The following is a 13,969-nucleotide window of genomic DNA, read 5'->3' as shown; positions in this document are numbered from 1 at the left end:
GCCAGTCTAGACGGCGGCGGAGAAGCGGTAACCCGCGCCGCGCACCGTCTGGACCATGGGATCGAGGGCGTGCGGCTCCAGCGTCTTGCGCAGGCGGCGGATGTGGACGTCGACGGTGCGCTCTTCCACGTACACGCTGCCGCCCCACACGTGGTCGAGCAACTGGGCGCGGGTGTACACGCGCTCGGGGTGGGTCATGAAGAAATGCAGCAGGCGGTATTCGGTGGGGCCGATCTGCACCGGGGCGTCCTCGGCGAACACGCGGTGCGCGGCGCCATCGATGCGCAGGGCGCCGACCTTGACGCTGCCGTCCTCGTCGTCTTCGCGCGAGCGGCGCATGACGGCGCGGATGCGGGCGAGCAGTTCGCGGGCGGAGAAGGGCTTGACCACGTAGTCGTCGACGCCGGCCTCCAGGCCGCCGACGCGGTCGTTCTCCTCGCCGCGCGCGGTGAGCATGATGATCGGCACTTCGCGGGTGAGGGCGTCCTTGCGCCAGCGGCGGGCGAGTTCCAGGCCGCTGGTGCCTGGCAGCATCCAGTCGAGCAGGATCAGGTCCGGCACTTTGTCCGCGATGGACGACTGCGCTTCGCGGGCGTCGCCGGCATGGATGGGTTCGTATTCGCCCTTGCGCAGGGCGAAGGCGACCATGTCCCGGATCGCGGGTTCGTCATCGACGATGAGGATGCGCTTCTGCATGGGCGGCAGTAGACGACGGTTTTGTGACCGAAGGGTGACACGGTACGCCCGGGGCGCGGTGATCGGCGCTCTTGCCGCGGATTACTGCCGATCGATCTTGTCGTCGCGCACGCCCTGGCGGCGCAGTTCGAGCACCGTGGGGGTGATGGCGGCGATGCGGGCGTCGATGCGCGCGCGGGCGTAGTAGTCCAGTTCCGGGCGCTTCTTCAGGTTCTGCAGCTGGGCCAGGGCGCGTTCGGGGCGGCCGTTGAGGTATTCGACCTCGGCGTAGGCCTCGCCGGCGCGGATGGGGTCGCCGGCCAGTTCGCTGGCGCGGGCGAAGGTTTCCTGGAAGATCGGGTCGTCGGCGCTGCTGCCCGCCAGCGGGCGAAGGATCGCCTGGGCGCGCTTGCCGGAGGCGGCGTCGCCGCGTTCGCCGAGGACCTTGGCGTAGGTGAGGACCACGGCGCGGTTGCGCGGCATGCGCGCGACCATGCCCTGGAAGCGGGCGTCGGCCGCGGCGGTCTTGCCGCCGCGCGCTTCGGCTTCGCCCATGGCAAGGTCGAGCCACAGGTCGCCGGGGTGGGCGGCCAGCAGCGGGGTGAGTTCTTCCGTCGCCGCAGCGGCGTGGTTGGCCAGCAGGTGGGCGAGGGCGAGGCCGTAGCGCTGCGCATCGTCGAGCGGGGCGCGCGTGCGCATCTGTTCGTATTCGCGGATCGCGGCGGCCGGGGTGTCGGCGCTGAGCACGCGCAGGCGTTCCTTCGCCCAGCCGAACTGGCCGGTGCCGGCGACGGGCTGCAAGGCTGCGCTCGGCAACTGCATGTTGCCCGGCAGCAGCGGGTTGTGGGTGGCGGCCGGCGCGGAGAACGTGGGGCGCGTCTTCAATTGCGCGGCGCGTTGCTTGGCTTCGCTGATGCGCGTGACCGTGACCGGGTGCGTCTGCAGGTAATCGGGCGTGCGTTCGCGTTCGCCGCCCTGGTTGGCGCGCACCCAGGATTGCAGCGTGGTGAAGAATTCGGCCATCGCCATCGGGTCGTAGCCGCTGCGCGACAGCGTCTGCATGCCGACGCGGTCGGCTTCGGCTTCGTTGTCGCGCGTGTAGTCGATCTGGCGCTGGTAGAGCAGCGATTGCGCGCCGGTGACGGCGGCCAGCGTGGCGTCGTCGCTGGAATTGCCGCCGGACTTCTGCGCGACGACGATCGCGCCGAGCATCGCGAGCAGGATCGGCACGCTGTCGCGTTGCGCGCGTTCCACTGCCCGCAGCACGTGGTCCTGCGTGACGTGCGCGATTTCATGCGAGAGCACGCTGGCCACCTGGTCCTCGCGTTGCGCGGCGAGCACCAGGCCCGCGTTGGTGGCGACGTAACCGCCGAGCGTGGCGAAGGCGTTGATCTGGCGATCGCGCAGCAGGAAGAAGGTGAACTGCTGGCGCGGCTTGTCGCTCGCGGCGGCCAGGCGGTTGCCGACGCCCTGCAGCCAGCCTTCGAGCAACGGATCGTCCAGCACGTAGCCGTAGTGGCGCAGCTGGCTGAGCGTCATCGCGCCGTATTCGGACTGCTGCGCGGGGCCGAGGACTTCGCCCGCCGAGGAGCCGATGTCCGGCAGTTTGGTGTTCTGCGCCGCGATGGGCGCGGCGATCGCCAGGGCGAGGCCGGCGGAGAGCAGCGTGGTGCGGATCAGCGGATGGACGGATCGGGGCACGCGGTTCTCCATCGAATCGGGGGTCAAGCGGCAGCGCGGGGAGCATGCGTCCCGTGCGGGGCACGGGCGTGAATCGGGAGTTAATCCACAGTGTTGCACGCACATTCCGGCCAAAGGGTGGAATTGGAGAAAGGCCGCACCCATCATGCGTGCCAATGTCCGACCGCATCCGTCGGCGAGCGTTCCAGGAGCCAGCGTGACCCACCCCGTCATCACCATCTACAGCACCGCGATCTGCCCTTACTGCGTGGCCGCGAAGAACTTCCTCAAGAGCAAGGGCCTGGCCTGGACCGAGGTCCGGATCGACACCGCGCCCGGCGAACGCGAAGCGATGGTGCAGAAGACGCGCCGCACGAGCGTGCCGCAGATCTTCGTGGGCGAGACGCACGTGGGCGGCTACGACGACCTGATGGCGCTGCACCGCGCCGGCCGCTTCGAGCCGCTGCTGGCGGGGGCGGGCGCATGAGCGGTACCGGCGGCAACGAGGCCGACCGCGTCCGCCAGTTCACCGACTTCCGCAAGCGCATGAACGAGCGGATCCTGGCCGAACCGAACCAGGTGGTCCGGCGCTTCTTCGCGCTCGACACGCAGACCTACCAGGCCGGCGCGCTGGACGTGAAGACCAAGGAGCTGCTCGGGCTGGTCGCCTCCATGGTGCTGCGTTGCGACGACTGCATCAGCTACCACGTGGCCCAGTGCCGCGAGGCCGGGGTGAACCGCGACGAGATGTTCGAAGCGTTCTCGGTGGGGCTGGTGGTGGGCGGATCGATCGTGATCCCGCACCTGCGGCGCGCGGTGGATTTCCTCGACACGCTCGAATCCGGCGACGCTTCGGCGCCCGCCGCGCACGACCACGGCTGAGTCCGGGACCTTCGGCACGGCCGGTCCCTACGCTGGCGTCTGGCATAATCGCGGCCCCTTGAAACCCGCCCCGGCGCGCCTGTGATCGCGCGCCGTTGGCACGTCCGGACCCGCGAATGACCCCCACGAACACGCAACACACCATCACCGTCCTCCGCGGCGACGGCATCGGCCCCGAAATCATGGACGCCACGCTGCACGTCCTGGATTCGATGAACCTCGGGCTGGCCTGGGAATTCGCCGAAGCGGGCATGACGGCGCTGGAGAAGACCGGCGAACTGCTGCCGGCGGCGACGATGGATTCGATCCGCAAGAACCGCATCGCGCTGAAGAGCCCGCTCACCACGCCGGTAGGCGAGGGCTTCAGCTCGATCAACGTGGAACTGCGCAAGCGCTTCGACCTGTACGCCAACGTGCGCCCGGCCAAGAGCTTCCCGAACACCAAGTCGCGCTTCCCGACCGGCGTTGACCTCATCACCGTCCGCGAGAACACCGAGGGCGCGTACATCGGCGAAGGCCAGTCCGTGTCCGAAGACGGCGAGACCGCGCTGCTCACGCAGAAGGTCACGCGCCGCGGTTCGGAGCGCATCGTGCGCTACGCGTTCGAACTCGCGCGCCGCACCGGTCGCAAGAAAGTCACCGTGGTGCACAAGGCGAACATCCTGAAGTCCACCTCGGGCCTCTTCCTCAAGACCGCGCGCGCCGTGGCCGCGGAATATCCCGACATCCAGTGCAACGAGATGATCGTGGACAACACCTGCATGCAGCTGGTGATGCGCCCGGAACAGTTCGACATCATCGTGACGACCAACCTGTTCGGCGACATCATCTCCGACCTGTGCGCCGGCCTCGTCGGCGGCCTGGGCCTGGCGCCGGGCGCGAACATCGGCACGGATGCGGCGATCTTCGAAGCGGTGCACGGCTCGGCGCCGGACATCGCGGGCAAGGGCATCGCCAATCCGTGTGCGCTGCTGCTCGCCGCGGGCCAGATGCTCGACCACCTCGGCATGACCGACAAGGCGACGCGCCTGCGCGAAGCGATCATCGCCACGCTGGAAGCGAAGGATTCGATGACGCCGGACCTGGGCGGCACGGGCAACACGATGTCGTTCGCGAAGGCGATCGCCAGCCGCATCTGACGGTTTGCTTCAGGCAACAAAAAACGGGGCCTTTCGGCCCCGTTTTCGTTTGCGATGCGTGCGTGCTCAGCGCGACTGCAGCTTCGACAGCAGGCGCAGGAATTCCAGGTACAGCCACACCAGCGTGACCATCAGGCCGAACGCGGCGTACCACTCCATGTGCTTCGGCGCGCCCTGTTCGACGCCGGTTTCGATGAAGTCGAAATCCAGCACGAGGTTGAGCGAGGCGATCACCACGACCGCGAGGCTGAAGCCGATGCCGATCAGGCCGGACTGGTGGATGTACGGGATGTTGATGCCGAACATGCCGAGCACGATGGTCGCCAGGTAGATCAACGCCACGCCGCCCGTGGCCGCGACCACGCCGAGCTTGAAGTTCTCGGTCACCTTGATCATGCCGCTGCGATACGCGAACAGCAGCGCGAACAGCGTGCCCGCGGTCAGCATCACCGCCTGCAGCACGATGCCGTGGAAGCGGTAGTCGTAGATCGCCGAGATGGTGCCGAGGAACAGGCCTTCGAACAGCGCATACAACGGCGCGGTGACCGGCGACCACGTGGGCTTGAAGATCGTGGCCATGGCGAACGCCAGGCCGCCGAGCAGGCCGCCCCACAGGAAGATCGTGGCGTTGGACGACAGGCCGTCCGGGCCGATGTCGATGCTGCGCCACGCGAACGCTGCGGTGAGGATCGCCAGGAACAGCAGCAGGCCGGTCTTGTTGACCGTGCCGTTCAACGTCATCGCGTCGCCGTCGCGCGCGACGACCTGGCCGCTGCGCAGGTCGAGGAAGGTGGTGTCCTTGAGGGCCGGGTTGCCGCTGCGAAGCATGGAGGCGTCCTGCGAATGTGAAGAAGCCCGGAGCATAGCGCGGCGATCGCGCGTTGACAGTGCCGCCCCCGGTTCCCAGAATCGCCAACGTTCCGGCTCGACCGGGGTATAGCGCAGTCTGGTAGCGCGCCTGCTTTGGGAGCAGGATGTCGGGGGTTCGAATCCCTCTACCCCGACCACTCGATCATTTCGACGCACATCGCCGTTCGAAGCGCCCGTAGCTCAACCGGATAGAGCACCGGCCTTCTAAGCCGGCGGTTACAGGTTCGAGTCCTGTCGGGCGCGCCATTTAAATCAGTGGCTTAGCTTGGTTTAGGCCGAGAGTGTGTACCGGCCTCCTGAAAATTCGCCAAAAATTTCGAATTGCATTTCGTCGTGAGTGTTTCACGGCGCTCCGAGTCGTCGATAACGCAACCTCAAAATGTCCGCTTTCGACCCAAAGCGGACATCAGACCAACCCCATTCGACTAGTCTCAGCGTTCGACGTGATCAGTCCCGGGCTGGAGGCAATCTAGGCTATGAGAACGACGATTTCGTCCTTGCCTTTCATAGCGCTGCTCGCGGCGTCTCAGTCCGTCGCAGCGCGGCCGCCTGAGTGTAGACCGGTGCAAGATTGGAACGAGGTGCCGATTGATGTCCGGGTGGCACTGGAGCGCATCGTTGGTCCTGTAGCGGCGAAGGGTCAGGATTTCAACGCAACAGACGTAGTGCGAACGAGCCTTTCGCCTAATCGATTACTGTCTGCTTGCGAACGGACTGACCTGGTTGCGGTTGCATTGGAGCGCGGTGGGCGTGGATACCGCATTGAAGTATTCCACTACGGTTCGGAGAGGGTCATTCGGCGATGGACCCTTTCCAAAGCCGAGGCGGCTTCGGTCAACCTCCTGGAACCGCCAGTCGGCCGCTAGCAATGGCTAAGCTCCCATCGGAGGGAGTGTCCGCTTAAGCGGACACCCGCCGCGCCTGCCCACCACGCGACACCAGGTGACCGGTTTCGACCCAAAGCTGACACTTCATTTCGGGCAGAATTGCGAGCGTCTAGCCGTTAGTCAGTGCACAGAATGATTCGTCGGATTGTCCAAATTGCATCCAGCGCAGTGATCGTGCTTTGGGCCTGCGCTTGGCTGCCGCGAGAAGCGCTTCCTGAGGTGCTGTATTGGTTCCTCTTCTGGTTCGGAGGAGTTCTCACCTTGCTACTGGTGCCAGCTCTTATCAGTTTCGTCTGGGCAGTCTGGCCGTCCGGTATCCGCGAAAGACCGCTTCTGGCCGATAGCGGACGTCAGTCTGATGCACGGTCCACTGAGAAAAATCGATGTCGATATTCACGATTGCCGCGCTTGTCTTGCTTATCGCATGCGGTTTGGTGCACATCATTTCCAGCGAGCAGGCTGCGATTTCGCTTGGGGACAAATCCGCGACCCGTGACGAACTATTTGTGCGTGGGGCAAATCGCCACTTTGGACTGCGGACAAGATTTCTGTTCCCGTGGGTTCATCCAAAGACGATGAGCGACCAGCCTGAGGGAATACGCCGGACTGTCGCGGTGGCCAGGCACAGCGCAGCGGCCACACTGGCAGCCATGGTGTTGTTCGTGGTGGCCCTGGAGCACGATACGAACACGCACACTGGAAAAGGCCTCGACCGAGCGACGCGCGGAGTCTCGACAAGCTCTGACTCCGGGCGTTAGCGAATGTCCGCTTCTGGCCGAAAGCGGACACTTGTGAATTGCTACTCTGACCCCTGTTTTTCTATGGGCTCGTGTCTCAATGTGGTATTTCGATCAAACTCCAGATACGGCAGCTCTCGTTTCCAAGTCAGTCGTGTATGACGGACATCCCATCCTTTTTGTCGCTCACGATGAGGACGATCATGGCTGGCAATTCCTGGACGGTGCGGACCCGCCGTCGGACGTTGTGGTCGTCGAAATGAGTCATCCCGTCGATATGGACCCATCGCTTCTGGACCTGGCGGACCTTCCTCCTGGCTGGTGCGCTTGGCGGGACAGCATTGACGGTCCTTGGACTCGCGAGGCATTGCCGGCTGACTAAACCTTGTAGGCCCCCAAGAGTCCGCTTCTGGCCGAAAGCCGACTTCGGCCTCCAATTGCTTCGGCACTGCGGCCTAGAATGCGCGCCACAACTCGACTCGTATCGGACGTCGAGTTCATTGGGGATGACACCGTGTTGAATTGGCGCAAGATCGCAAAGTACGCCGCCCTGTTGTTCGTCGTGCAGTGCGTGATCGGATTCATCGAGGGCTTCCTCGCGCCTGAGGTTTCGGCCAGCGTTCGCACGCACGTCGTCTCCATGATGGGCTGGAACCTGGTCTTGTTCGCCGCATGCGCAGCGGTCTTCGCGCATCTCGCCGCGCACCAGCCGCTGCGGCCCTATGTGCATGCTGGCCTCGTGTTTCTGGTCCAGGCGTGTGGCGCGATCTTGTTTTCGATGGTCATGCCGGACTGGCTCCGCGCAAGTGACCCGACAATCCTGGTGCTCCTGGCGTGGCTCGTCCTGGTGTGCGCCCTGTTGGCGGGCACAGGCATAGGCCGGAAGCTCCAGCGGCAAGCGTCTGATTGAATGTCCGCTTCTGGCCGATAGCGGACAGTCAGCAGGGCGACCGCTTCGGCCCAACGCGGACAGTTCCGTTTCCCCAGAGATCCAAGACGAGAACGGGCATATGGATGAGCACAAAAAAGTGAGCTCAGAAGCTTCGAAGCGAATACTGACAGAGTCGGATAAGGCGCTTTTCCTGTCAGCGTGGGGCGAGTTCGGCAGAACCGGTCAAAGTTCAGTCGTCTGTGACTCGTGCCGATACAGAATTGAGTTCACTCGGCATGGGACGTCGCTTTCTCACTCGTGCAAATGCGGCAAGTTCTCCGGCACGCTTCGAGGGCTGTGAAAGTCCGCTTCTGGCCGATAGCGGACACTCGTTTCGGCCCAGGCGCTGCTGAGCCTCCTGAAAATTCAGTGGCCCACCGCGCAGTGGTGCGAGTTTCACGAGGCCGGCTCCTGAAAAATAACTGCACTAAGTTATTGATTCAGCGCCAGAGTTTTTCTGCCTTCTAAGCCGGCGGTTACAGGTTCGAGTCCTGTCGGGCGCGCCAGCCTCTCAGCCCACCTTGCGTCCCAGCACGCGCTTGCTCGCGCGCCAGCCATGGAAGATGGCGGGACGGGCTTCTTCCCACGACAGTTCGCCTTCGCCGCCCACCCACAGGTCCTGGAAGATCGGCTGGACCTCGATCCACGTGTCGGAGCTGATGGGCGCCGAGGCCTCGCCCAGGCGTCGCGCGAAGGCGTAGCGCGATCCGCTGTAGTCGCCCGTGAGTTCGGCGGCCGAAAACGAACCTGTGGTGCGTACGCGTAGCGAAGCTTCCTGCATATCCGGTCGATCCTCGGGCTGTGGGGTCCTTGTGCAGGGTCAACGGCAAGCCACGGCGGAAGCGGCAATCTCCCGCGTTTTCCGGTCAATTTGATTTCGCGGGGGCGACAGTCGTGGCCGGGGCCGGCATCGAGGTGGCCGCGGATGCAGGCGCGCCTGCCTCGAACGCCTTCCGCAACTCCGCGCCCGCCAGTTGCTGCGCCTGTTTCGCCTTGTCCACCACCGCGCCCATGCCGAAGAACTCGTGCGCCACGCCGTCGTAGCGCTGCACGGTCACCGGCACGCCGGCGGCCTGCAGTTTTTCGGCCAGCTTCTCGCCGCCGCTGCGCAGCGGGTCGATCTGCGCAAGGATGATGGTGGCCGGCGGCAGGCCGGCGAGGTTGGGCTGGTCGACGAGCGAAATGCGCGGATCGGCCGCCTTGGCCGGGTCGCCGAGGTAGTTCTTCGCGAACCATTCCATCATCGGCTTGTTCAGCGGCTTGGCGTTCGCGTTCTCGAGGTAGGAGGGCGAATCCATGGCCTTGTCCGCCACCGGGTACACGAGGACCTGGTGGAGCGGGGCCTGGAGGCCCTTGTCGCGCGCGGCGATGGCGATGTCGGCGGCCATGTTGCCGCCGGCGCTTTCGCCGACCAGCGCGATGCGCTTCGGGTCGCCGCCGAGTTTCGCGGCGTTCTTCAGCAGCCATTCGTAGGCGGCGAGGGTGTCGTCGTGCGCGGCGGGGAACAGGTGCTCCGGGCCCTGGCGGTAGTGCGTGGACACGACGATCGCCTTGGCTGCGTTGGCGATTGCGCGCGGGCTTGCGTCGTAGGTGTCGAGGTCGGCAATCACCCAGCCACCCCCGTGGATGTAGAGCACTACAGGCATCGGGCCCTTGCCTTCGGGCGTGTAGATGCGGATCGGCACGGCGCCGCCCGGGCCGGGGAACGTGCGGTTTTCGACCTTCGCCACCGCTTCGGGCGTGGTCGGCTTGCCTTGCGATTCAAGCAAAGCTTTCACCGCGTCGGCGGGCGAGGGTTGCTTGCGCGCCTCCACGGCGGTGAGCGTTTCGACCGGCTTTCCGCCGAGCTTCGCGAGTTGGTCGAGGACCGCCTGCATCTGCGGATCTGCCTGCGCCTGCGTCGGAACCGCGCCGACCGTGGTCGCCGGTGCGGGTGCCGCGGTGGGTGCGGTCGTGGCGGCTTCGTCCGATCGATGGCATGCGGTGGTCGCAAGCAATGCAGCAATGACGAGCGACAGCGGATGCGGGCGAACGGACATGGGCGGCTCCGGGGGATTGGCGTCGCCCGAAGTTAGTGACGAGGTGATCGCAGCGACGTGAGAAGCGCCTGATCCCTCGCATTTGCCGCGTTTCACGCCTGCTGGCGTTCATCGGGGCGCATCCGGCGCGCGCGGCGCTTGCATCGCGGGGTGGAGTCCTGAAAAATAGCCGGCCGTTCGCGCGCTTGCGTCCGGTGCTTCAATGGTGGCTGTAGCTCAGTTGGTTAGAGTCCTGGATTGTGATTCCAGTTGTCGGGGGTTCGAGTCCCCTCAGCCACCCCACTTTCGTTTTATCGGCTGCATTGATTACAATGCGCGCCGCTCGGGCCGTTAGCTCAGTTGGTAGAGCAGTTGACTCTTAATCAATAGGTCCAAGGTTCGAATCCTTGACGGCCCACCAATCCGAGGGGCCCCTGGCGGAAACGCCAGGGGCCTTTTTCTTTCCGGAAGGGCACAATGCCGCCCACGCGAAAGTGGCGGAACTGGTAGACGCACTGGATTTAGGTTCCAGCGCCGCAAGGCGTGCGGGTTCGAGTCCCGCCTTTCGCATTCACGCGGGCCCGGTGCCCGTTGCCCGACGCGCCGGTGGCGGGCGGTCCCGACTTCGGCCAAACTACCGCGTTCCGCCGGGGGCCTCGCAGCCCCGGGCCTTCTCCCTTCAGATAAAGAGTTCCCAGCAGATGCAAGTCTCGGTCGAAACCCTTGGCAACCTCGAGCGCCGCATGACCTTCCGCCTGCCGGCGGAACGGATCGACACCCAGGTCGGCGGCCGCCTGCGCGAGATCGCGCGCACCGCACGCATCAAGGGCTTCCGCCCCGGCAAGGTGCCCACCAAGGTGATCGAGCAGCGCTACGGCACGCAGGTGCGCGCCGAGATCCTCGACGGCATGCTGCGCGAAAGCTTCGACAGCGCCATCCGCGAAAACGCGCTGCGCCTGGCGGGCAACCCGCAGATCGAGCAGAGCGCCGACGCTGCGGGCGAGGGCGAGCTGGCCTACGTCGCCACGTTCGAAGTGGTGCCGGACTTCGGCGACATCGAGGTCGAGAAGCTGCAGGTGGTGCGCAACACCGCCGAAGTGGGCGATGAAGACATCGACAAGATGATCGACAACCTGCGCATGCAGCGCCAGAGCTGGACGCGCGTGGAGCGCGGCGCCAAGGCGAACGACCTGGTCACGATGGAAAACTATTCCGAGGTCGACGGCGTGCGCCGCCCGGCCGAGGGCGCCGAGAAGGGCAGCACCGTCGTGGGTTCCAACGCGATGCTGCAGCAGCTCGAGGAAGCCGTCATCGGCATGGCGCCGGGCGACGAGAAGGACGTGGAGGTCGCGTTCCCGGAAGACTGGCGCATCACGGAATTCGCCGGCAAGACGGTGAAGGTCCACATGCACGTGCTCGAGGTGTCCGAGCCGGTGCTGCCGGAAGTCGACGGTGCGTTCATCCGCAGCTTCGGCGTCAAGTCGGGTGATCCGGACCAGTTCCGCACCGAGATCCGCAGCAACCTGGAGCGCGAGCTCAAGGGCGCGCTGATGCAGCGCCTGCGCAAGGAAGTGGGCGAGCAGCTCATCGCCGCCTACAGCCACGTCGAGATGCCGCCGCGCCTGGTCGAGAACGAAGCCCGTTCGATGGCCGCCGGCATGGTCGAGCAGGCCCGCCGCCAGGGCCAGAACTTCGACCCGGCGCCGGGCCCGTTCATGGACGCCGCGCGCAAGCGCGTGCTGGTGGCCCTGCTGGTCGGCGAGATCGCGCGCCGCAACGAGCTCAAGCTCGAGCCCAAGCGACTGAACGAGACGATGCGCCTCATCGCCAGCACGTACGAAGAGCCGGAGCAGGTCATTGAGTTGTATCGCAACGATCCCCAGCTCATGTCCGGACTGCAGAACCGCGTGATGGAAGAGCAGGTGATCGACTGGATCGCCGAGCGCGCCCAGCACACGGAGCAGGGGCTATCCTTCCAGGACGCGATCCGGCAGTAAGCTGGTCGCGCCCCTACCGAACAACAGAGACGACATGAGCCACGAAACGAAAGCCCTGAACCTCGTGCCGATGGTGGTCGAACAGACCAGCCGCGGCGAGCGCGCGTACGACATCTATTCGCGGTTGCTCAAGGAGCGGGTGATCTTCCTCGTGGGCGGCATCGACGACCACGTGGCCAACGTGATCGTCGCGCAGATGCTCTTCCTCGAGGCCGAAAACCCCGAAAAGGACATCAGCCTGTACATCAACTCGCCGGGCGGCATCGTCACGGCGGGCATGGCCATCTACGACACCATGCAGTACATCAAGCCCGACGTGAGCACGATCTGCGTCGGCCAGGCTGCCTCGATGGGCGCCCTGCTGCTCGCCTCGGGCGCCAAGGGCAAGCGGTATGCGCTGCCCAACTCGCGCGTGATGATCCACCAGCCGCTCGGCGGCTTCCAGGGCCAGGCCACGGACATCGACATCCATGCCCGTGAAATCCTGACCCTGCGCCAGCGCCTCAACGAGATCCTGTCCAAGCACACCGGCCAGGCCCTCGAAACCATCGCCCGGGACACCGAGCGCGACAACTTCAAGAGCGCCGAAGCTGCACGTGAATACGGCCTCGTGGACTCCGTCCTCGAGCGGCGCCCCGAAGACTCGATCCAGGCCGCCTGAGCCCCCTGGCCAGACAGCACTTGGAACCTATTTTGTCCGGCATGACCGGCTCGGTGGCAATCCGGGCCGCGAATGCTATTCTCGGGCCGCTTCCGAGTGGCCGCAGCAGGTGTGGGGAATGAGCGAAGACCGTCAGGGCCGATCCGGCGACAGCAACAAGATCCTGTATTGCTCGTTCTGCGGGAAGAGCCAGCACGAAGTCCGCAAGCTGATTGCGGGCCCGAGCGTGTTCATCTGCGATGAATGCGTCGAGCTGTGCAACGACATCATCCGCGAGGAACTCGAGGAGAAGGCGCAGTCGGCCCGCAGCCACCTGCCCAAGCCCCGCGAGATCCTGGACGTGCTCGACCAGTACGTCATCGGCCAGCAGCGTGCGAAGAAGACGCTCGCGGTCGCGGTGTACAACCACTACAAGCGCATCGAGAGCCGCCAGAAGAACGACGACGTCGAACTGGCGAAGTCGAACATCCTGCTCGTGGGCCCCACCGGCTCCGGCAAGACGCTGCTCGCCGAAACGCTGGCGCGCCTGCTCAACGTGCCGTTCACCATCGCCGATGCGACGACGCTGACCGAAGCCGGCTATGTCGGCGAGGACGTCGAGAACATCATCCAGAAGCTCCTGCAGAAGTGCGACTACGACGTCGAGAAGGCGCAGCAGGGCATCGTGTACATCGACGAGATCGACAAGATCTCGCGCAAGAGCGAAAACCCCTCGATCACGCGCGACGTGTCGGGCGAAGGCGTGCAGCAGGCGCTGCTCAAGCTCATCGAAGGCACCATCGCCAGCGTGCCGCCGCAGGGCGGTCGCAAGCATCCGCAGCAGGAATTCCTGCAGGTCGACACGCGCAACATCCTCTTCATCGTGGGTGGTGCGTTCGCGGGCCTGGACAAGATCATCCAGCAGCGTTCGACGGAAGCCGGCGGCATCGGCTTCGGCGCGAAGGTCAAGAGCTCCGAGCGCAAGCAGGACGTCGGCAAGATCCTGTCCGATGTCGAGCCGGAAGATTTGATCAAGTTCGGCCTGATCCCCGAGTTCGTCGGCCGCCTGCCGGTCGTGGCGACGCTCGAGGAACTCGACGAAGCCGCGCTGATGAAGATCCTCACCGAGCCCAAGAACGCGATCAGCAAGCAGTTCCGCAAGCTGTTCGAGATGGAAGGCGTCGAGCTTGAACTGCGTCCCGATGCGCTCAGCGCCATCGCGCGCAAGGCGCTCAAGCGCAAGACCGGTGCACGCGGCCTGCGCACGATCGTCGAGTCGGTGCTGCTCGACACGATGTACGAACTGCCGTCGCTCGAGAACGTCAGCAAGGTCGTCGTGGACGAGTCGGTGATCGAGCACAAGTCCGAGCCGTACCTGATCTACCAGACGCCCGCCGCCACGCCGAAGGCCGCTGGCGCCGAGTAAGCGCAACCGCCGGGCACCACCGCCCGGCGCAGCCGCCGCCCGCCCGTCGGCGGGCCCCCGGCCACGGCCGCCCGCATGGGTCGGCCG

12 protein-coding genes and 5 tRNA genes are annotated in these 13,969 nt (G+C 65.3%); 12 read left to right on the top strand and 5 right to left on the bottom strand.

Annotated features, from left to right (window positions below):
- Nucleotides 1–6: 6 nt before the first annotated feature.
- Both phoB and LYSHEL_RS01460 read right to left on the bottom strand, forming a co-directional pair.
- Nucleotides 7–696: a phosphate regulon transcriptional regulator PhoB gene (gene phoB / locus LYSHEL_RS01465; protein WP_213435273.1), complete on the bottom strand. Its 690-nt coding sequence runs from the start codon at nucleotides 694–696 to the stop codon at nucleotides 7–9.
- 81 nt (nucleotides 697–777) lie between these two features.
- On the bottom strand, nucleotides 778–2,352 hold the full coding sequence (locus tag LYSHEL_RS01460; RefSeq protein WP_244858710.1) for a M48 family metalloprotease: 1,575 nt from the start codon (nucleotides 2,350–2,352) through the stop codon (nucleotides 778–780).
- A 169-nt stretch (nucleotides 2,353–2,521) separates the two neighbouring features.
- On the opposite strand from LYSHEL_RS01460, the gene grxC reads away from it, so the two are divergent.
- The 3 genes from grxC to LYSHEL_RS01445 all read left to right on the top strand — a co-directional run bounded on the left by grxC (nucleotide 2,522) and on the right by LYSHEL_RS01445 (nucleotide 4,376).
- On the top strand, nucleotides 2,522–2,842 hold the full coding sequence (gene grxC, locus LYSHEL_RS01455) for a glutaredoxin 3 (protein WP_213435272.1): 321 nt from the start codon (nucleotides 2,522–2,524) through the stop codon (nucleotides 2,840–2,842).
- Nucleotides 2,839–3,237 carry a carboxymuconolactone decarboxylase family protein gene (locus LYSHEL_RS01450; protein WP_213435271.1) on the top strand — a complete coding sequence of 133 codons (399 nt, stop codon included), beginning with the start codon at nucleotides 2,839–2,841 and terminating at the stop codon, nucleotides 3,235–3,237. The genes grxC and LYSHEL_RS01450 overlap by 4 nt, the downstream gene beginning before the upstream one ends.
- Nucleotides 3,238–3,353: 116 nt before the next feature.
- Entirely contained in the window at nucleotides 3,354–4,376 is a 1,023-nt protein-coding gene (locus LYSHEL_RS01445) for an isocitrate dehydrogenase (RefSeq protein WP_213435270.1), read from the top strand.
- Between the two features lie 66 nt (nucleotides 4,377–4,442).
- Here the strand turns inward: LYSHEL_RS01445 and LYSHEL_RS01440 are convergent, their stop codons facing one another.
- Nucleotides 4,443–5,204 (bottom strand): Bax inhibitor-1/YccA family protein, encoded by a 762-nt coding sequence (locus tag LYSHEL_RS01440; RefSeq protein WP_213435269.1) that lies wholly within the window; start codon nucleotides 5,202–5,204, stop codon nucleotides 4,443–4,445.
- Between the two features lie 102 nt (nucleotides 5,205–5,306).
- On the opposite strand from LYSHEL_RS01440, the gene LYSHEL_RS01435 reads away from it, so the two are divergent.
- From LYSHEL_RS01435 to LYSHEL_RS01425, 3 genes are all read left to right on the top strand, one after another.
- A tRNA-Pro gene (locus tag LYSHEL_RS01435) sits at nucleotides 5,307–5,383 on the top strand.
- 32 nt (nucleotides 5,384–5,415) lie between these two features.
- A tRNA-Arg gene (locus tag LYSHEL_RS01430) sits at nucleotides 5,416–5,492 on the top strand.
- Nucleotides 5,493–7,330: 1,838 nt separating this feature from the next.
- Nucleotides 7,331–7,780, top strand: coding sequence for a hypothetical protein (locus tag LYSHEL_RS01425; protein WP_213435268.1), 450 nt, complete (start codon nucleotides 7,331–7,333; stop codon nucleotides 7,778–7,780).
- 532 nt (nucleotides 7,781–8,312) lie between these two features.
- Here LYSHEL_RS01425 and LYSHEL_RS01420 read toward each other — a convergent pair.
- Together LYSHEL_RS01420 and LYSHEL_RS01415 are read right to left on the bottom strand one after the other, a co-directional pair.
- Nucleotides 8,313–8,582, bottom strand: coding sequence for a hypothetical protein (locus LYSHEL_RS01420; protein ID WP_213435267.1), 270 nt, complete (start codon nucleotides 8,580–8,582; stop codon nucleotides 8,313–8,315).
- Nucleotides 8,583–8,667: 85 nt separating this feature from the next.
- Nucleotides 8,668–9,840: an alpha/beta hydrolase gene (locus LYSHEL_RS01415; RefSeq protein ID WP_213435266.1), complete on the bottom strand. Its 1,173-nt coding sequence runs from the start codon at nucleotides 9,838–9,840 to the stop codon at nucleotides 8,668–8,670.
- A 205-nt stretch (nucleotides 9,841–10,045) separates the two neighbouring features.
- Here LYSHEL_RS01415 and LYSHEL_RS01410 point away from each other — a divergent pair.
- From LYSHEL_RS01410 to clpX, 6 genes are all read left to right on the top strand, one after another.
- Nucleotides 10,046–10,122 (top strand) — tRNA-His (locus LYSHEL_RS01410).
- A 42-nt stretch (nucleotides 10,123–10,164) separates the two neighbouring features.
- A tRNA-Lys gene (locus tag LYSHEL_RS01405) sits at nucleotides 10,165–10,240 on the top strand.
- A 67-nt stretch (nucleotides 10,241–10,307) separates the two neighbouring features.
- Nucleotides 10,308–10,389, top strand: a tRNA-Leu gene (locus LYSHEL_RS01400).
- A gap of 131 nt (nucleotides 10,390–10,520) precedes the next feature.
- Entirely contained in the window at nucleotides 10,521–11,816 is a 1,296-nt protein-coding gene (gene tig, locus LYSHEL_RS01395; protein ID WP_213435265.1) for a trigger factor, read from the top strand.
- Nucleotides 11,817–11,850: 34 nt separating this feature from the next.
- Complete coding sequence (gene clpP, locus LYSHEL_RS01390; protein WP_213435264.1) at nucleotides 11,851–12,477, top strand: ATP-dependent Clp endopeptidase proteolytic subunit ClpP; 627 nt, start codon at nucleotides 11,851–11,853, stop codon at nucleotides 12,475–12,477.
- A 118-nt stretch (nucleotides 12,478–12,595) separates the two neighbouring features.
- Nucleotides 12,596–13,882, top strand: a complete 1,287-nt coding sequence (gene clpX / locus LYSHEL_RS01385; RefSeq protein WP_213435263.1) for an ATP-dependent Clp protease ATP-binding subunit ClpX — start codon at nucleotides 12,596–12,598, stop codon at nucleotides 13,880–13,882.
- Nucleotides 13,883–13,969 lie beyond the last annotated feature (87 nt).

Source organism: Lysobacter helvus (assembly GCF_018406645.1).
In the GTDB taxonomy this organism is placed as follows: Bacteria; Pseudomonadota; Gammaproteobacteria; order Xanthomonadales; family Xanthomonadaceae; genus Noviluteimonas; species Noviluteimonas caseinilytica.
Note: the sequence above shows the minus strand (reverse complement) of the source record. Positions and strands in the feature narration are given on the sequence as shown.